Here is an 18,200-nt window from a genome sequence, read left to right as displayed (position 1 = left end):
CGCCCCCGGCTGCCTTGCCCGAGGCTGCCAACCTGTTGACCGTGCATGCCGGTCGCCGCGCGGGCGGGAAAAACTGGCACGCACAGGCAAGCGTCCGGCAGCAGCGTGCAAGACCGCCGCCGCGCCTTGCGCCACTAATGGCCGCCCATCCATCTGTCGTCCACTTCCGGAGGGATCCATGAAGCGTCTGCCGTTGCTGCTGTCGTTCGCCCTGACCACCTGCGCCGCCCAGGCCGAGGAGGTCCTGCGCGTCTCCAACTGGCCCGACTACATCGCCACCGCGGTGCTCGAGGACTTCCAGCGCGAGAGCGGCGTGCGCGTCGACTACCACGTGCACACCAGCGCCGACGAGCTGGACGCCGCCCTGCGCCGCGGCGAGCGCTACGACGTGATAGTGCCCTCGCACTTCCAGCTGCCCGCACTGATCCGCGAAAAACGCCTCACCGAGCTGGAGCCCGCGCGGCTCAGCCAGCTCGGCACGGTCGACCCTCAATTGCAGGCCACCCTCGCCGGCCTCGAATCGGCCAACCGCTACGCGGTGCCCTACCTGTGGGGCATGCTTGGTCTGGCGGTGAACCGGCCGCAGGCCGAAGCGGCGCTGGGCGGGCCGCTGCCCTCGAGCTGGAGCCTGCTGTTCGACCCGCAGCAGAGCGCGCGCCTGGCCGGCTGCGGGATCGGCCTGCAGGACGCGCCCGAGGAGACCTTCTCGGTGCTGTTCACCTACCAGGGACGCAGCCTGGCGCGCAGCGGCCCGCGCCAGGTCGGCCGCGCCGGCGAGCAGCTGCTGACGTTGCGCCGTGCGGCCAAAGTGCTCGACAACACCCGCCACGTCGAGGCGTTGCAGGCCGGCGAGCTGTGCGTGGCCAGCGCCTGGGCGGGCCTGGCGCTGGGCGCGGCCGCCAGGAGCAACCAGCCGCTGGAGTTCCTGGTCCCCGCCGAGGGCGCGCCGCTGGCCATGGAGGGCCTGGCGATCCCCAGCAACGCCGCGCGCCCCGACCTCGCCTATCGCTTCATCGACTTCCTGCTGCGCCCCGACAACGCGGTACGCAACTCGCAGGCCACCTGGTTCTACAGCAGCCTCAAGCCCGACACCCCCGAGCTGCAGGCGCTCGCCAAGCGCCAGCCGCAGCTGCTGCCCAACCCGGCGCAGCGCAGCCACCTGTACTTCGCGGAAAGCCCCTCGCCCAAGCTCAAGGCCGAGCTGGACCAGCGCTGGCAGGCACTGCGCCAGGCCCGGTAAACCCGCTCCTCGGTGCTACCAGGGCAGCGTCTCGCCCTGGTAGTCGACGAAGCGGCAGTCGAGCGAGCCGGCGGCCGCCTCGACCACCGCGACCAGCCCCGCCACGCTCTCGGTCACCGTCACGGGCGCGGTGCTGCCGCCCATGTCGGTCTGCACCCAGCCCGGATGCAGGGCGAGCAGGGCGAAGTCGCGGCTCTCGGCCAGTTGCGCGGCCCAGGTGAGCAGCAGGCTGTTGAGCGCCGCCTTGCTCGCCGCGTACAGCGGCATGCCGGCGCCGAGGCTGAGCTGCAGGCTGCCCATCACCGAGCTGGTCACCGCCAGCACACTATTGGGTTTCAGCAGCGGACGCAGGGCGTGCGCCAGGCGCAGCGGGGCGACCGCGTTGCTGAGGAACAGGTGGCCGATCTCGGCCTCGCCGACCACCACCACGTCCTGCGCCTCCGGGCCGTAGATGCCGGCATTGAGCAGCACGCGATCCAGGCGCGTCTCGCCCAGCGCGGCGAGAATCCGCTCGCCGGCCGCCGGATCGTTGAGATCGCAGGCGATCGGCTGCAGGCGATCGCCATGCAGCGCCGCCAGTTCGATCAGTCCCGCCGACGCATCCGGCCGACGCGCCACGGCGTGTACCCGCGCGCCCAGCTCCAGCCAGGCGCGCACCAGACCCAGACCGATGCCGCGCGAGGCACCGGCGATCAGAACATCGAGCATGGCAATCTCCTCGAAGGAAAGACACAGAGGTTAGCACCGCCTCCGTTCGACCATAAAAAAGGCCGGTCCGCCCGTTGCCGCGGGTCGGACCAGCCTGAGGGTGACACGGGGAACGGCGAGCCGCAGGACGACTCGCCGGGTGGGCGGCAACCGCCTTGCCGCCGCCCAGCCACGGGTGAATCAGAAGAAGGTGACCACCATCAGCTGGCTGTAGACATTGGTGTCGTCGCCGCCGAGCTGGGTACCGCCCTCGGCGGCGCTGCGCTCGGGCTGGTAGAAGCCGACCAGCGGGCTGATCATCAGGTGCTCGCCGACCATCCACTCGGCGTACAGGTCCAGCTCGCGGCCGCTGAGATCGCCCAGATCGGTGTCGAGGGTGTCGAAGTCGAAGTACAGCGCGCCGACGGTGAGGTTCTCCATCGGCGTGGCCTTGAGGCCGACATGGTGGACCTGGGTGTTGCTGTTGAACGGCCCGGCGTAGTTGGCCGCCACCTCGCCCTGGAACCAGGTGCCGTAGCCGCGGCTGAAGCCGTAGAACAGCGGGTCGAAGGCCTCGGAGAAGCGGCTGTAGCGGTAGGTGGCGGTCGGCGACCAGGGCAGCCCGGCGAAGGTCCAGCTGCCTTCCAGGTACCAGGCGTTCTCGGTGTCGGCGTCCTTGTCCTGGTTGGCGTACTCGAAGGCCAGGTTGAGGTTCTCCACGCCCAGGCCACCTGCGCCGCGCAGGCTGACGGTGTCCATGTCGTCGCGCTCGAGCTGCGCCGGGCTGGCGTAGCGCTCGTTGACGTCCAGGGTGCGGATCCAGGTCAGGCCCAGGGTGCCCGGCTCGCCGACGTGCTCGAGGGTGGCGACGCCCAGCTCGGTCTCGGCCTGCGCGCGGTTGTCGGATTTGAGCCACATCAGGTCGCTGCGCAGGCCCTTGTCGCCGCCCAGGCGCAGCACGGCGGTCTGGTCGAAGGCCTTGCGCGCGGCGATGTAGTAGGCGCCGCCGCGGTCGAAGTCGGCGCCGACGTCGACGTCGCCGAAGTTCAGCGAGTCGCCGTTGATCAGGAAGCCGTCGCCGACCACCACCTTCTGGCGGCCGCCGGAGATGTCCACGCCGTTCTCGCCGAGGGCCGGGAACAAGTCCCCGGAGCGCCAGCCCAGGTAGGCGTCCTCGATGTCGGTTTCGCGCTCGCTGCCCAGGGTGAAGCCGGCGGCGTCGCCGTCGCCCCAGGTGCCGGAGCTGAGCAGGTTGACCGCGCCGTACAGGCTGCCGGCGCCGCCCAGGCCCTGGCTGCCGCTCAGGCCGTACTTGATGTAGCCCTCGCGCCAGCTGGAACTGCCCGGGCTGCGGTTGCCGAAGCCGAGCTCGTAGCTTTCCTCGCTGTGCATCACGCCGAACACCGCCTCGAGGTCGGCGTTCAGTACCGTGTCGCCCTGCTTGTACAGCTCGTAGGCGTGGGCCGGGGCGGCGGCCAGACCGGCGCCGATGGTGCCGAACAGCGCGGCGGCGAGCGCCACGGCGAGGGGGGCACGGCGCGATCCGTGGTTGGAAAAAATCATCTGGGGGCAGACTCCGCTGGTTCTTCTTGTCGTTGCCGGCCAGCTGCGGCCAGCGTCGGGGGCATTAATCCCATGCCCGCCGGCCGGCGGTCTTGTGCCTGACTGCCAAGCGGTTGCCCCTGACTGCCAGGCTCGCCACCGCGCCGGCGGCCGTCACGCAACCGGCGCTCAGAGCGCCGCCAGGGTTTCCGGCAGGGTCGCGCCGCCGTCGACCACCAGGGTCTGTCCGGTGATGTAGCTCGCCGCCTCCGAGGCGAGGAACAGCATGGCCGCGGCGATCTCCTCCGGCAGGCCGAGGCGCCCCAGCGGCACCGCGGCGGCGATCCGCGCGGCGTGCGCGGCGTCGCCTAGATTGGCCATCGCCGGGGTGCCGATCATCCCCGGCTCGACGCCGTTGACCCGCACGCCCCGGCGCGCCAGCTCCAGCGCGGCGTTGCGGATGAAGCCGTTCACCCCGGCCTTGGCGGCCGCGTAGTGGGTCAGTCCCGGATAGGCCACGCGCGGCCCGGTGACCGACGAGGTCACCAGCACACTGCCGCCGCCGGCAGCGGCGAACAGCGGCAGGGCGCCCTGGGTCAGCCAGAACAGCGCCGCCAGGTTCACCGCCAGGGTGCGCTCCAGCACCGCCGCGTCGATCCGCTCCAGCGGCGTCAGCGGGAAGTAGCCGGCGTTGTGCACCAGCACGTCGAGCTGCTGCAGATCCTCGAACAGGGCGAAGATCGCCGTGCGGTCGGCCAGATCCACCGCCTGCGCCTGCACCGCCCGTCCCTGCCCGGTCAGTTCGGCGGCCAGCGCCTGTGCCCGCGCGCCATCGAGATCGGCGATCAGTACCCGCGCGCCGCTGGCGGCGAAGCCCTCGACGATGGCCCGGCCGATGCCCTGCGCGCCGCCAGTGACCAGCACCTGGCGGCCGCGATAGTCGTAGCGCGGATTCATGCCGCACCGCCGAGCCGCGCGTAGGCCAGGGTCGGCACGTCGACAATGCTCGAGCCGCCGTCGGCGACCAGGGTCGCGCCGGTGACGATGGCCGCCTCGTCGCTGATCAGGAAGCGGCACACGGCGGCGATCTCCTCAGGCGTAGCCGGGCGGCGCAGCGGCACCTCGGCGGTGACCCGCGCATAGGCGGCGTCGAGGCTCTCGCCGTGGTGCGCCATCAGCGCACGCATCTCCTCGTCGGCCATCGGCGTGCGCACCCAGCCGGGGCACACGCAGTTCACCCGCACGCCGAGCGGGCCGTAGTCGCGCGCCAGCGAGCGGTTGAGACCGAGCAGCGCGTGCTTGGCGGTGGTGTAGCCGCACACCTCGGGCCCGGCGGCCAGCGAGGCGATGGAGCCGAGCAGGACGATGCTGCCGCGCCGTTCGACCAGCAGCGGCAGGCAGGCGCGGGCGCTGTGGAACGCGCTGTCGAGGTTGCCGTGCAGCGCCGCGCGCCAGGCCTCGTCGGTGGTGTCGGTGGCCCGGCCCAAGCCGTGCCCGCCGGCGCAGGCGAGCAGCGCGTCGAGGCCGCCGAAGCGCGCGCGGATCCGCTCGACGAAGCCGGCCCAGGTGGCGCCGTCGGCGGCGTCGCCGACCAGCACCAGGCCGCCGGTTTCGGCGGCGAGCCGCTCAAGCGGCGCGGCGCGGCGCCCGACCAGCACCAGTTGCGCGCCCTCGCCGGCCAGCCGGCGCGCGCACGCCTCGCCGATGCCGCTGCCGGCACCGGTGATCAGCACGGTCTTATTCATGGTCGTAGCCGGTGCGGTTGAGGATGCTGCAGTGCGAGGCGACCGGGAAGTTGGCCAGTTCGTCGAAGCTGCCGCCGGCGTAGCCGAAGATCTTGCCGTCGCTGCGGTGGGCCTTGAGGTCGATCATCACCAGGCCGAGGGTGGGCACGATCTTCTCGCGCCAGACGAACAGGTACAGCTCGTCGGCGACCTTGTAGTAGTGGCAGCGGTCGGTGTCGCACAGGCCCTGCTCGACGCCCTTCAGGCATTGCCAGGTGTAGAAGTTGTCGTTGAGGTAGATGTGCTCGTAGACCTCGGTGGGGCTGTAGCGGTACAGGTTGCGCAGACCGACCAGCTCGCGCGTCGGCGCGTGCGGGCAGGCGCCGTCCTGCCAGGGACGGTCGAGGGTGCCGTGCAGGAACTCGACCTGCACGCCGGTCAGCTCCCGGCCGGCCAGCGCGCGGCCGTAGAGCCCTTCGCAGGTGGCGGCCTGGTCCGGCAGGCGGCCGATCACCGCGGTGAAGCTCTGGCTGTGGCTGTCGAGCACCAGGCTGATCGACCAGTCCTGGCCGTGCTCGCGCTTGATGAAGTCGACCAGATGGATGCCGGGGCGGATCGAGGTGGCGCGATAGTCCGCGCTGCCGCTGGAGTGGCCGTCGGCGGCGTGCCAGTGCAGGCGCTCGGCCTCGAAACGGTGTTCGATCGCCCAGCCGTTGGCGAAGTTCAGGGTGAGGCGCCGGCCGGCCAGGTCGGCCAGGGCGGGGAGGATGAAGGCCTCGGGGGCGAAGCCCTCGGCCAGGGCGCCTACGGTGATCCAGTCGGTGTTGCTGCTCATGGGACGATTCCTGCGTGGGTTAGGGACGTCGCCATGCTGGCGGAGCGCGCACCCGCGCGGTATCGACCGGATGGTTGAGGCGCGCCTAGAGGAACAGCCGGGCGACCAGCTCGGTGCGGTTGCGCGCGCCGACCTTGCGGAACAGGTTGAGCAGGTGGGTCTTCACCGTCGGCAGGCCGATGCCCAGCTGCCGCGCCAGCAGCTTGTTGCTGGCGCCGTCGCGCAGCAGCAGGGCGATCTGCCGCTCGCGGGCGGTGAGCGGGGGCGGTTCGTCCGCCGGCGCGCCGGGCAGGCTCGCGGCGGCCATCTGCATCAGCGCGTGCAGCGGCGCCAGGCGCTCCAGTTCGGCGCTCTCGAAACGCCCCTGGGCGGCGTCGCGCAGCAGCGAGACGCCGGCGGCCGGGCGGCCGTCGACGCGGGCGATCACCTCGACCACGTCGACCACCGCGTGGCGGTGCAGGAAGCTTTGGTAGAGGCGGTTGTCCACCTCGTCCTGGCGCGCCATGCCCTCGTGCAGGGGCACCACGGCGCCGCCGGCGCTGCAGTGGCTGGGGCGCAGGGGGTCGAGGTGACGGTAGTGTTCGAGGTAGGCGGCGTGCATCGGCGCGTGCATGCCCTGCAACAGGAAGTCGCGGGCTTCGAGCGTGGCGTCGATGCGGTAGAACACGGCGCAGCGCGCCGGCACGGCCTGGGTGAAGGCCTGCAGGCAGTGCAGGCCGAAGCTGCTGGAGGTCATGGCGTCCTCCCCGGCGAACAGGAAACGGGCCGCCTCAGCGGCGGCCCGGGGCGGCTCAGACCACCGCGAAGTAGTGCTTGACGAAGGCCTCGCTGGTCACGTCCCAGAGCACCGGCGTGCCCTTCTCGACGAACCAGCTGTCGCCGGCCTTGTAGGTGGTGGTCTGGCCGCTGGCCTCGTCGGTCAGGGTCACTTCGCCGCTGACCACGGTGGCCTGCTCGTTGAACGGGTAGACCATGCGGAACTTGCTCTTGGTCACACCGAAATAGGCAGAGCTGACCGGGTCGGTCGGCGCGCCGAAGGTCATCTTGCCGAAGGCCTTGCCCTCGCCCTCGAGAATCTCCGAGCCGAGGTCGGCCACGGTGCCCCAGGCGTCCAGGTCGGCGATGGTGGTGCCTTGCTTGATCGGATACATCAGTCAGTCCTCACACGAATGGGTGGTTCAACGATTCAGCGGCGGCCGGTCCAGTAGCCGGACGCCTGGTGCCAGCACTTGCCGCCAGTCAGCAGCAGGGCGCGGAAGCGGTCCTTGCCGTGGATGGTCGCGCGGCGTACCGAGCTGATCAGGTCGTAGCGCGCCGAGCCTTCGCTCATGCCCTCGGCCAGCACCTTGCAGACGATGTGGCTGGGGGTGACGCCGAAGCCCGAGTAGCCCTGCACGAAGAAGGCGTTGGGCCGCCCCGGCAGCGCGCCGATCTGCGGGAACAGGTTGGCGCTGCAGGCCATCGGCCCGCCCCAGGCCAGGTCGATCTTCACGTCCTTGAGGTAGGGGAAGATCTTCAGCATCAGGTTGCGGTTCCAGGCCTTCAGGTCGCCCGGGATGTGCTCGATCAGCGGGGTGGCCGAGCCGAACAGCAGGCGGTTCTCGTTGGTCACCCGGTAGTAGTCGATCACCGGGCGGATGTCGCTGTAGGCGCCGCGGATCGGGCTGATGCGCTGGATCAGCTCGTCGGACAGCGGCTCGGTCATGATCTGGAAGGCGTAGGTGTTGATGGTGCTCTGGTGCAGCGCGGGCTCGAGCTTGTTGAGGAAGCTGTCGCAGGCCCACAGCAGCTTGCTGGCGCGCACCGTGCCCTTGGCGGTGCGCACGCGGATGCGCTCACCGTAGTTCACCTCCAGCACCGGGCTGTATTCGAAGATCTTCACCCCGTGGCTGGCCAGCGCCTGGGCCTCGCCCAGCAGCAGGTTGAGCGAGTGCACGTGGCCGCCGCCCATGTGCAGCAGGCCGCAGCTGTAGGCGTCGGAGCCGACCAGGCGCTTGACCTCGGCGCCGGTGACCAGGCCGATCTCCTGATGCGGGGCGAGCTTTTTGAACTCGCTCTCCCAGGCGCGCAGGGTCTTCTCCTGACGGGCGTTGAAGCCCATGTAGCCGTAGCCGTGGCGGAAGTCGGCGTCGATGCCGTACTTGTCGATGCGCGCCTTGATGATCTGCGCGCCCTGGTCGCTGATCTCGAAGATGCGGCGCAGGCCGTCCTCGCCGACGTCCGCCTTGATCGCCTCCAGATCGTGGCCGATGCCGGCCATCACCTGGCCGCCGTTGCGCCCCGAACCGCCGAAACCGATGTAGCGGCCTTCCAGCACGACGATGTTGGTGATGCCCTTCTCCGCCAGCTCCAGCGCGGTATTGATGCCCGAGAAGCCGCCGCCGATCACCACGACGTCCGCTTCGAGATCGGCCTCCAGCGACGGGAAGCTCAGCTCGTACTTCTTGGTGGCCGTGTAGTAGGTGGGCGTTTCGATGTTGATCATGGCGCAGTACCAGGGGGCGTTGGGATTGCCGGCCCGGAGCGCTGGGAGCGCGCATCCGGATTGCCGCCGCGTTTCGTGAGCCTATTAGGCCGCCCACCCGGCGGGGCGTCTTGCCCGGCGCTGCCAGATTTCTTGCCCGAGACTGCCAGTGCGGCGGCGCGGCAAGCACAGTCAAGAAGCTCGGCAGGCAGGAGCAAGACGGCCCCGCCGGGCATCGCCAATGATCGGCTCGACTTCGTTCGACCCCACCGTCTGCAGGCCTTTGCAGCAACGCGGCCGACGGGGCATCTCCGGCACGCCAGGCGCGCCGCCCCCTCACCCGGAACGAGATACGCACAGCATGAACAAGAGCACCGCGAGTGCCGCTCCCGACACTCTTCTCCAGGATGTATCCAGCAATTCGGCCGTGAAGCGCGGCATCGGCTTCGCCACCATGATCGCCATCTGCATCGGCGTGGTGGTGGTGCAGGGCAGCATGGTCAGCGCCCTGCAGGGCATCGGCTTCGGCGGCGCCGGCTTTCTCGCCGCCGCGCTGGTGGCCTTCCTGCTCGCCCAGTGCAACGCGCTGACCTTCGCCGAGCTGTCGCTGATGTTCCCGCGCGCCGGCGGCACCCTGGGCAGCTACACCGAGGCGGCGCTCGGCCACTTCCCGGCCATCGTCGCGGTGTACGCCGGCTACGTGGTGGTGGCGATGTTCGGCCTGTCGGCCGAGCTGATGCTGGTCGACGCGGTGATCGACCACCTGTTCCCCGGCATGCTGCCGCACACCGTGGTGCCGCTGGCCATCCTCGCCGTGCTGACGGTGCTCAACATCCTCGGCACCGACGTGTTCGCCCGCCTGCAGAACCTCTTGACCTTCGCCATGGTCACCGCCCTGCTGGTGGTCGGCCTCACCGCGGTCACCGGCAGCGCCAACCCGGCCCCGGCCGAGCTGGCCGGCGCGGTGCAGTGGAACTGGGACGGCATCCTCGACGGCAGCTTCCTCGGCCTGGTGGCGCTGGCCATGTGGCTGCTGGTCGGCGTCGAGTTCATCTGCCCGCTGATCCAGGAGGTGCGCGACCCCGAGCGCAACGTGCCGCGCGCGATGATGCTGTCGCTGTGCCTGGTGTTCGGCATCTTCCTGCTGTTCTGCTGGGGCGCCAGCCGCTACCTGGCGCTGGACACCCTGACCGGCTCGCCGCTGCCCTACCTCGACTACGTCGACGCGGTATTCGGCAAGGCCGGCCTGATCGTCGCCATCGTCATGGCGGTGACCGCCACCTGCAGCACCGTCAACACCGTGCTCGCCTCGGTGCCGCGCATGCTCCACGGCATGGCGGTCAACGGCCAGTCGTTCCCGCAGCTCAAGCGCCTGCACCCGCGCTTCGGCACGCCGTGGGTGGCGATCCTGTTCATGGCCGCCATCATCGCCCTGCCCTTCCTGCTGCTCGGCCAGGACTCGATCGTCACCCTCTTGATCGCCGCCTCGACCAGCTGGCTGCTGGCCTACATGGTCGCCCACCTCGACGTGATCGTCCTGCGCCGCCGCCACCCGCAGCTGGCCCGGCCGTTCCGCACGCCGTTCTACCCGCTGCCGCAGCTGGCCGGCCTCCTCGGCATGGGCTACGTGGCGCTCAACAACTCGCCGTCGCCGGAAATGACCCAGACCGTCTACACCCTGACCGGCGCGGTGCTGCTGGTGATCGGCGTGATCGCCGCGCTGTGGGTCAAGCTGGTGATGAAGCGCGGCCTGTTCCAGCCGGAAACGCCCAAGGGCTGAGCACGGGATCACAAAAGTGTTACCGAAGGGCGCCTGCGGGCGCCTTTCGCGTTCTTGCCCAAGCGCTTGGAAAAGCCATCGGCAGGCTCTGCAACGGGGATTTGCGTCGGTAGCACAAGAGCATGACGGGACGTTGGCACGAAAATAGCTAACATGTTAACAATGTTACCGCCAGCCGATCCCGCGTGGCGGCACCGGCATAGTCCCCATGAGGTGCAGCGTGACCGCCTTCCACAGCATGACGCAGACGTTCGACCACTGGCTTAAGGACCTGCAGCGCGTGTGCGGCCACTTCGAGGTGACCCCCGCCAGCAGCGGCGAGCGCTTCATCGGCGAGCTCGCCCTGCACGATCACGGCGGCCTGGAGCTCGCGCACATCCGCACCAACGCGGGGCGCATCGCCCGCCAGCAGTGCCGCAGCGACCGCGGCGACGACCGCCACTGCTTCCTGGTGGTCAACCGCAGCGGTCACTCCGAGGTGCGCCAGGACAACGGCAGCATCCAGCTCGCCCCCGGCGACATGGCGCTGTTCGACTCGACGCGGGCCAGCGAGATCACCAGCGGCGACCTGATCGACCACGTGTCCTTCCACCTGTCGCGCGACACCGTGTGTCGCCACTTCGCGCCCAACCAACGGCTGTTCGGCAAGCTCGACTTGGGCTCAACCAGCGGCCGCCTGCTGGCCAGCCTGGCCGGGCAGATCCTCGCCGACGACAGCGCGCAGACCGCCGCCGACGAGGGCAACGCCCTGCAGGAGGCGCTGATCGCCCTGCTGCTGCCGACCCTGCGCGGCGGCGCGCTGGCGCGCAGCGAGCTGGGCGAGACCCCGCACGCCGCGCTGCTGCGCGACCAGGCGCAGCGCCTGATCGGCCAGCTGCTGCAGGAGGCGCACCTCACCCCGCAGTACCTGGCCGAGCGCCTGCACATTTCCATCCGCCAGCTGTACCGGCTGTTCGAGGAGCAGGGCGACAGCGTCTGCCGCTACATCCAGCGCCAGCGCCTGCAACACAGCGCCGACGACCTGGGCAACCCGCAGCTGCGCCACGAGTCGATCACCCAGATCGCCTTCAAGTGGGGCTTCGCCGACTCGGCGCACTTCAGCCGGGCGTTCAAGAAGCAGTTCGAGTTGTCGCCCAAGGACTATCGCCTGCAGCGCCAGAGCGCGCACTGAGAGCCCGTCCACGATCTGCTGCGCGTCGGCCATGTTGCGTTGAAATTGGCTTCGGACAGTGGCTTGCCACTGAACGCCCGACAGGGCGGCCCCGGAGGGGCGAGCGAAGCGAGTCATACTCATTTACGACCAGTAAACTCCGCTTCCTCAGCCAATTGACTCGCTGCGCTCGCCCTGCGGGCCAGCCTTCGGCTGTTACTCCGCTTCCCTGCGTTTCGCCTTGCCTGGCTCTAGCTCGCGAGATCGTGAACAGGCTCTGAAATAAAAAACGCCCGGCACAGAGCGGGTGCCGGGCGAAAAAGGCTCACGGGGAGCCCCTCCATCGAAAGCGGTTCAGGCGCTCGCCAGCGCCTCGCGCTGGCGGGTCAGACTGACGCGCAGCAGCGCGCGCTCCAGGCGGCGCAGCATCTCGTCGATATTGGCGTGGCTGACCGTCAGCGCCGGCGAGAAGCGCAGCACGTGCGGCTGCGGCGCGTTGACCAGCAGGCCCTCCTCCAGCGCCGCGCGGGCCACCGCCGGCGCGGACAGGCGCTGCAGCGGCAGGCCGCAGAGCAGACCGTGGCCACGCAGCGGACCCTGGCCGTGGCGGCGCGCCAGTAGCGCCAGGCCATCGCGCAGGTGCTCGCCCAGCTCGCGTACCTGTTCGAGGAAGCCCGGCTCCAGCACCGTCTTCAATACCGCGAGGCCGGCGGCCAGCATCAGCGCGTTGCCGTGGTGGGTGCCGCCCTGCTCGCCCGGTTCCTGGCAGCAGGCGTTGCCGCGCGCCAGCACGGCGGCCAGCGGCACGCCGCCGCCCAGACCCTTGCCGAGGGTGACGATGTCGGCGCGCACGCCGTACAGCTCCTCGGCGAGCAGCGCGCCGCAGCGGCCAATGCCGGTCTGCACCTCGTCGAGGATCAACAGCACGCCGCGCGAGCGGCACAAGCGCTCGACGCCCTGCAGGTAGTCGAGGGTCGCCGGGATCACTCCCGCCTCGCCCTGCACCGGCTCGAGCATTACCGCCACGGTGTGCGCGTCGATCGCCTGGGCTAGCGCCTCCAGGTCGTTGTACGGCACCTTCTCGAAACCCGGCAGCTTGGGCTCGAACAGTTGCTGGAAGGCCGGCTTGCCGGAGGCGGACATGGCGCCCAGGGTGCGGCCGTGGAAACTGTGCCGCGCGGTGACGATGGTGAAGGCGCCCTCGCGATGGCGCTGGCCCCACTTGCGCGCCAGCTTGATCGCCCCCTCGCAGGCCTCGGCGCCGCTGCTCACGAAGTAGGCCTGGTCGCTGCCGGTCGCCTCGCACAGGCGGCCGGCCAGCTTGAGCAGGCCGGGGTGGTAGTAGGCCGCGCCGGGGTTGAGCAGGCGCTCGGCCTGGCGCTGCAGCGCCTCGACCACCACCCGCGGGCTGTGGCCGAGGCTGTTGACCGCCCAGCCCTGAGTGAAGTCGAGATAGGCGCGGCCCTCGCTGTCCCACAGCCAGGAGCCCTGGCCGCGCACGAAGACCTGCTCGGGACGCGCGACGCTGGGCATCAGGCGCAGGCTGGCCAGGCTGTCGTCACGCATGACCAATCTCCTCGCCGGCCGGCGCCGGCAGCGCTTCGCGGCCATACAGGCGGGCCTGCCAGTCCTCCAGCTCGCCGCTGTCCAGGCGCCGCGCGGCGATGCGCCGCCAGCTGGCGGACAGCGCCGCGCAGGCCAGCATGCGGCGCAGCCCGGCGCGCTCCAGCGGCGCGTGCACGAACCAGTCGAGCAGCTGCGCCACGCTGAGGTCGGGATAGTGGCGTTGCACCAGCTGCAGGGGCGCCCGGCTGTCCACCGCGCCGGCACGCAGCACCCGGTAGTGCCAGCCGCAGCGGCCGCTGTCCTGCAGCAGCGCCGGCAGCTCGGCGAGATTCCAGCGCCGCGCCAGGCGGTAGTCGGGCAGGCACGGCTGGCTGACCTCGAGCAGCGCCTCGCCCCAGCGCAGCAGGTCGCCGACGCAGACGTCGGCCTCGGTCAGGCCGAAGGTGGAGAGATTCTCGCCGCAGGCCGCCGGCCGCCACTTGTGGAGCGGGAAGCGCTTGCGCCAGTGGCGGTAGTGCTCGGCCGGATAGTGGCGCAGCGCGCAGTCGGCGTCGCCAGGGTGCTGCCGGCGGGCCAGGCTGTCGCCGGCCAGGCCGTCGCTGCCCAGCCAGAGTTCGCCGTCGAGGCGGACGAGCTCGCCGCCGCCGGACGACTCTTCGACTTTGCCTATGAAAACCTCATGGAGCGGCGTGCTGTGCATGGACCGGATCACCTGTCTGCGCCTGATGAGCGCTAGACTAGGGCGCGCCGGAAGCACCGGCCATTTCGATTTTCCAGCATTTCTAATAAGTTCTGCTTATGGATTTCCGCCAGCTCCGCTACTTCGTCGCGCTCTACGAGGAAGGCCACGTCGGTCGCGCCGCCGAGCGCCTGAGCATTTCCCAGCCGGCGCTGTCGCAGCAGATCCGCCAGCTGGAAGGCGAGCTGGAGGTGGCGCTGTTCCAGCGCAGCGGCAAGCGCCTGCTGCCGGCGCCGGCCGCGCACACCCTCTACCACCACGCCGTGCCGCTGCTCGACGGTCTGGAGCGCAGCCGCGAGGCCATGCGTGCGTTCCGCGGCCAGGCGCCGCGCAGCCTGGCGATCGGCGTGCTGCAGACGGTCAACGCCAGCCTGGTGCCGCTGTTGCTCGAACGCCTGCGCGCCCTGCAGCCGCAGCTGGTGGTGCAGATCTACGAGCTGTCGGGGATCGATATCGAGCGGCGCCTGCTGACCGGCAGCCTGGACGTCGGCATCGGCTTCCTGCCGCCGCGCCAGCCCGGCCTGCACAGCCTGCTGCTCTACGAGGACGAACTGCAGCTGGTGATTCCCGCCGATCATCCGCTGCGCGAGTTCAGGAAGGTGTCGCTGGCGCAGGCCGCCGAGCTGCCGATGTTGCTGCTCGGCGAGGAGTTCCGCATCCGCCAGATCTGGCAGGAGCAGCTGGCCGCCATCGGCCGCCGCCCGCGGGTGCAGGCCGAGCTGAACCAGATGAACGGCATCCTCGACAGCCTGCCGCACAGCCAGCTGGCGTCGGTGCTGCCCGGACGCGCGCGCCAGGCGCAGGGCCACGGGCAGCTGCTGTGGAAACCGCTCAGCGAACCGCGCGTGCCGCTGCAGGTGGGCCTGGTGTACCGCGACGCCCAGCGCCAGCAGGCGACGCTGGAATTGCTGCGCTCGGTGCTGGAGGGCGGGGTCTGAGCACGGGCGACCGGCAGCGGCCACGGCCTAAAAAACGCGGACAAAAAAAACCCCGCCGAAGCGGGGTTCTTGCAGACCGAGTCCTGACATCCGTAATCGCCCCACCATCCTGATGGGATCCCTGTGATCCGTTTTCTGATTCGCGCTTCCTGCGCCAAGTCCAGATGTGCTTAGGTTAGTCAGCCGCCCGTGGGCTTCCTAGGGCGTTTAGCCATCACGCTATGTAAGTCAATGCTTACACAACCTTTACATTCAATGTTTCAAAACTGGAACAACGCCCCGCCGTAGGGCGGAGCGCCCCTTGCTGGGCGCTTCGGGTACTTGCAACGCCCGTCGGCCAGGGGATTGGCAGGCGCGAACGGGCTGCGCTCGCCTGCAGCGCTACTGGCCTCTGCGGCGGGGCAAAGGGGAGGCCCGCCGCCGCGGCGCAGAACCACTCAGTGGCCGAGCGCGAAGTCGTCCTCGGCCATCGCCATCAGGCTCGTCGCGCCGGCCTGGATGCAGGCGACGTGGCTGCGCGTGCGCGGCAGGATGCGCTGGTAGTAGAAGCGCGCGGTCTGCAGCTTGGCGCGGTAGAAGGCGTCCTCCGCGCTGCCGGCGGCCAGTTTCTCCTGGGCCAGACGGGCGATGTCGGCCCAGAAATACGCCAGGCAGGCGTAGCCCGAGTACATCAGGTAGTCGACCGCCGCGGCGCCGACCTCCTCGCGGTCCTGCATCGCCTTCATACCGATCTGCAGGGTCAGCTCGCCCCACTCCTGGTTGAGCTGCGCCAGTGGCCCGACGAACTCGGCCAGCTTCGCGTCGCCCTCGTGGGCCTTGCAGAAGCGGTGCACCACCCTGGTGAAGGCCTTGAGCGACTCGCCCTGGGTGAGCAGCACCTTGCGGCCGAGCAGGTCGAGGGCCTGGATGCCGGTGGTGCCCTCGTAGAGCAGCGCGATGCGGCTATCGCGGGCGTTCTGCTCCATGCCCCACTCGGCGATGTAGCCGTGGCCACCGAACACCTGCATGCCGAGGTTGGCGCTCTCGAAACCGGTCTCGGTGACGAAGGCCTTGGCGATCGGGGTGAGGAAGGCCAGCAGGGTGTCGGCCTCTTTCTTCGCCGCCTCGTCGCTGCCGTAGCGCAGCACGTCGACCAGCTTGGCCGCGTAGTAGATCAGCGCCCGGTTGCCCTCGGTGAAGGCCTTGATGGTCAGCAGCATGCGCCGCACGTCGGGGTGGACGATGATCGGGTCGGCCGGCTTGTCGGGGGCCTTCGGCCCGCTCAGGGCGCGCATCTGCAGACGCTCGCGGGCGTACCTGAGCGCGCCCTGGAAAGCCACCTCGCCATGCGCCAGGCCCTGCAGCGCGGTGCCGATGCGCGCGGTGTTCATGAAGGTGAACATGCACTTGAGGCCTTCGTTGGCCGGGCCGATCAGGTAGCCGGTGGCGCCGTCGAAGTTCATCACGCAGGTGGCGTTGCCGTGGATGCCCATCTTGTGCTCGAGCGAACCGCAGGACAGCGCGTTGCGCCGTCCCGGGCCGCCGCCTTCGGCGGGCAGGAACTTGGGCACGATAAACAGCGAGATGCCCTTGGTGCCGGGCGGCGCGTCGGGCAGGCGGGCGAGCACGATGTGCACGATATTGTCGGCGAAGTCATGCTCGCCGGCGGAAATGAAGATCTTGGTGCCGGTGATCTTGTAGCTGCCGTCGGCCTGGGGCTCGGCGCGGGTGCGCAGCAGGCCCAGGTCGGAGCCGCACTGCGGCTCGGTCAGGCACATGGTGCCGGTCCACTCGCCGGACACCAGCTTGGGCAGATAGGTGGCCTGCTGCTCGGCGCTGCCGTGGGCAGACAGGGTGTTCATCGCGCCGTGGGCCAGCCCCGGATACATGCCCCAGGCCCAGTTGGCCTCACCGACCAGTTCGCTGACCACCAGGCCCAGCGACTCCGGCAAACCCTGGCCGCCGAACTCCGGCTCGTGGGCCAGGCTCGGCATGCCCAGTTCGACGTACTGGCGATAGGCCTCCTTGAAACCGCTGGGCGTCTTCACCCCCGCGGCCGTCCAGGTGCAGCCCTCGATGTCGCCGACGCGGTTGAGCGGCGCCAGCACCTCTTCGCAGAACTGGGCGGTCTGTTCGAGGATGGCGTCCACCACGTCGGGGGTGGCGTCCTGGCAGGCGGGCAGACTCTGGTAGTGCTGCGGATAGCCGAGCAGCTCGTCGCGGACGAAACGCAGGTCGCGCAGGGGGGCATGGTACTCGGGCATGGTCATCGTCCTCTGAAACCGTCTTGTTGTTCCGAGCCAGCATACGATCTGCTGCGCGTCGGCCATGCTGCGTTGAAACGGAGCAAAGCGAAGTAACAGCCGCAGGCTGGCCCGCAGGGCGAGCGGAGCAAGTCAATCGGTTCGGAATGCTCATTTACCACTCGTAAACTCCGCTTCCTCAACCGATTTCGCGGGGCCGCCTAGGCCTTGCCTGGCCTTAGCTCGCGAGATCGTATGCAGGCTCTCAGACAGTATGACCGATCGACCCCGCCGGCAACCCGGCCGGGCTCAGGCTGTGCGCCGAGCCAGCAACGCTGAAAGATCGAGATGCGCGGCCACCGCCGCCGGGCTCGCCTCGGCCAGGCGTGGCACGCGGCCCAGGCAGGGCGCCGGCAGGCGCTCGGCCAGCGTCGCCAGGTTGTCGTCCAGGCGCGAGGTGGCCGGATCGACCACGTTGGCCACCCAGCCGGCCAGGGGCAGGCCGTCGCGGACGATGGCCTCGGCGCTGAGCACCGCGTGGTTGATGCAGCCCAGGCGCACGCCGACCACCAGGATCACCGGCAACTGCAGGGCCACGGCCAGATCGGAGAGGCTCTCGCTGCCGGCCAGCGGCACCCGCCAGCCGCCGGCGCCTTCGACCAGAGTGAAGTCGGCCCCGCGCGCCAGCACCCGCCGCACCGGCGCCAGCAGGGCGGCGACATTTAGCTCGACACCGACCTCGCGCGCCGCCAGGTGCGGGGCGATGGCCGGCTCGAAGGCGAACGGGTTGACCTCGGCGTAGTCGAGCGCCAGCGAACATTCGCCGAGCAGGGCCAGGGCATCGCCGTTGCGCAGCCCCGCGGGCGTGCGTTCGCAGCCGGAGGCCACCGGCTTGGCCGCCGCGGTGGACAACCCGCGTCCGCGCGCGGCGTGCAGCAGGCCGGCGGCGATGGTGGTCTTGCCGATCTCTGTGTCGGTGCCGGCGATAAAGAAGGCGGCGCTCATGGTGGGGTCCTCGCGGTACGAATTCGGGGCATGCCGCCGACGGTTCGGTGGAAAATCGCTGCGCGCGTTTTCCACCCTGCCCAGGGCTGGCACGCCGTAGGGTGGAAAACGACCGCAGGTCTTTTCCACCGGCCTGCTGCGCAGGAGTTCTTGATCGTGCCCACGCTCCCGCGTGGGCACGCAGCCAGGGACGCTCCCGCGTCCCGGATGCAGAAGCGTCCGTAGAGTCTGGCTCCCACGCCGGAGCGCTCGGCGTTATACACAACCGCCATCCAGCGCTGATCGAGCTGCCAGAGCTGTCACAAATT

General features: G+C 69.9%; 16 protein-coding genes. 4 read left to right on the top strand and 12 right to left on the bottom strand.

All coding sequences use genetic code 11. The features are described 5' to 3' along the window. Positions 1–178: 178 nt before the first annotated feature. Complete coding sequence (locus LMJ29_RS14220) at positions 179–1,240, top strand: extracellular solute-binding protein (protein ID WP_229606172.1); 1,062 nt, start codon at positions 179–181, stop codon at positions 1,238–1,240. 15 nt (positions 1,241–1,255) lie between these two features. On the opposite strand, the gene LMJ29_RS14215 is transcribed toward LMJ29_RS14220, so the two are convergent. The 8 genes from LMJ29_RS14215 to LMJ29_RS14180 all read right to left on the bottom strand — a co-directional run bounded on the left by LMJ29_RS14215 (position 1,256) and on the right by LMJ29_RS14180 (position 8,513). Then, positions 1,256–1,948 carry an SDR family oxidoreductase gene (locus LMJ29_RS14215; RefSeq protein ID WP_229606171.1) on the bottom strand — a complete coding sequence of 231 codons (693 nt, stop codon included), beginning with the start codon at positions 1,946–1,948 and terminating at the stop codon, positions 1,256–1,258. A 180-nt stretch (positions 1,949–2,128) separates the two neighbouring features. Beyond that, positions 2,129–3,490 (bottom strand): alginate export family protein, encoded by a 1,362-nt coding sequence (locus LMJ29_RS14210; protein ID WP_229606170.1) that lies wholly within the window; start codon positions 3,488–3,490, stop codon positions 2,129–2,131. Positions 3,491–3,658: 168 nt separating this feature from the next. After that, positions 3,659–4,426 (bottom strand): SDR family oxidoreductase, encoded by a 768-nt coding sequence (locus LMJ29_RS14205; protein WP_229606169.1) that lies wholly within the window; start codon positions 4,424–4,426, stop codon positions 3,659–3,661. Continuing rightward, positions 4,423–5,214, bottom strand: coding sequence for an SDR family NAD(P)-dependent oxidoreductase (locus LMJ29_RS14200; RefSeq protein ID WP_229606168.1), 792 nt, complete (start codon positions 5,212–5,214; stop codon positions 4,423–4,425). Before LMJ29_RS14200 ends, LMJ29_RS14205 begins: the two co-directional genes overlap by 4 nt. After that, positions 5,207–6,028 (bottom strand): molybdenum cofactor biosynthesis F family protein, encoded by an 822-nt coding sequence (locus tag LMJ29_RS14195; RefSeq protein ID WP_229606167.1) that lies wholly within the window; start codon positions 6,026–6,028, stop codon positions 5,207–5,209. The genes LMJ29_RS14200 and LMJ29_RS14195 overlap by 8 nt, the downstream gene beginning before the upstream one ends. Positions 6,029–6,113: 85 nt before the next feature. Then, positions 6,114–6,764 carry a helix-turn-helix transcriptional regulator gene (locus LMJ29_RS14190; protein ID WP_229606166.1) on the bottom strand — a complete coding sequence of 217 codons (651 nt, stop codon included), beginning with the start codon at positions 6,762–6,764 and terminating at the stop codon, positions 6,114–6,116. A 55-nt stretch (positions 6,765–6,819) separates the two neighbouring features. After that, positions 6,820–7,179 carry a cupin domain-containing protein gene (locus LMJ29_RS14185; protein ID WP_229606165.1) on the bottom strand — a complete coding sequence of 120 codons (360 nt, stop codon included), beginning with the start codon at positions 7,177–7,179 and terminating at the stop codon, positions 6,820–6,822. Positions 7,180–7,214: 35 nt separating this feature from the next. Continuing rightward, positions 7,215–8,513, bottom strand: a complete 1,299-nt coding sequence (locus tag LMJ29_RS14180) for an NAD(P)/FAD-dependent oxidoreductase (RefSeq protein ID WP_229606164.1) — start codon at positions 8,511–8,513, stop codon at positions 7,215–7,217. Between the two features lie 340 nt (positions 8,514–8,853). Between LMJ29_RS14180 and LMJ29_RS14175 the strand changes: the two genes are divergently transcribed. Continuing rightward, entirely contained in the window at positions 8,854–10,272 is a 1,419-nt protein-coding gene (locus LMJ29_RS14175) for an APC family permease (RefSeq protein ID WP_229606163.1), read from the top strand. Positions 10,273–10,510: 238 nt separating this feature from the next. Further along, positions 10,511–11,443: a transcriptional regulator FeaR gene (gene feaR / locus LMJ29_RS14170; RefSeq protein WP_229606336.1), complete on the top strand. Its 933-nt coding sequence runs from the start codon at positions 10,511–10,513 to the stop codon at positions 11,441–11,443. Between the two features lie 333 nt (positions 11,444–11,776). On the opposite strand, the gene LMJ29_RS14165 is transcribed toward feaR, so the two are convergent. After that, the gene (locus LMJ29_RS14165; RefSeq protein WP_229606162.1) at positions 11,777–12,988 is read right to left on the bottom strand and encodes an aspartate aminotransferase family protein; all 1,212 of its coding nucleotides are present in this window, start codon (positions 12,986–12,988) and stop codon (positions 11,777–11,779) included. Beyond that, a complete protein-coding gene (locus tag LMJ29_RS14160; protein WP_229606161.1) occupies positions 12,981–13,688 on the bottom strand; it encodes an MOSC domain-containing protein in 708 nt (235 codons plus the stop codon). The genes LMJ29_RS14165 and LMJ29_RS14160 overlap by 8 nt, the downstream gene beginning before the upstream one ends. A 98-nt stretch (positions 13,689–13,786) precedes the next feature. Between LMJ29_RS14160 and LMJ29_RS14155 the strand changes: the two genes are divergently transcribed. Next, complete coding sequence (locus LMJ29_RS14155) at positions 13,787–14,665, top strand: LysR family transcriptional regulator (protein ID WP_229606160.1); 879 nt, start codon at positions 13,787–13,789, stop codon at positions 14,663–14,665. A 437-nt stretch (positions 14,666–15,102) separates the two neighbouring features. Here the strand turns inward: LMJ29_RS14155 and LMJ29_RS14150 are convergent, their stop codons facing one another. Both LMJ29_RS14150 and bioD read right to left on the bottom strand, forming a co-directional pair. Further along, complete coding sequence (locus tag LMJ29_RS14150; RefSeq protein WP_229606159.1) at positions 15,103–16,908, bottom strand: acyl-CoA dehydrogenase C-terminal domain-containing protein; 1,806 nt, start codon at positions 16,906–16,908, stop codon at positions 15,103–15,105. A 288-nt stretch (positions 16,909–17,196) separates the two neighbouring features. Next, the gene (gene bioD, locus LMJ29_RS14145) at positions 17,197–17,892 is read right to left on the bottom strand and encodes a dethiobiotin synthase (RefSeq protein ID WP_229606158.1); all 696 of its coding nucleotides are present in this window, start codon (positions 17,890–17,892) and stop codon (positions 17,197–17,199) included. Positions 17,893–18,200: the final 308 nt, after the last annotated feature.

Origin of the sequence: Pseudomonas oryzagri (assembly GCF_020831405.1) — a bacterium.
GTDB classification, from domain to species: Bacteria; Pseudomonadota; Gammaproteobacteria; order Pseudomonadales; family Pseudomonadaceae; genus Geopseudomonas; species Geopseudomonas oryzagri.
This window is presented reverse-complemented; position numbering and strand designations above follow the sequence as displayed.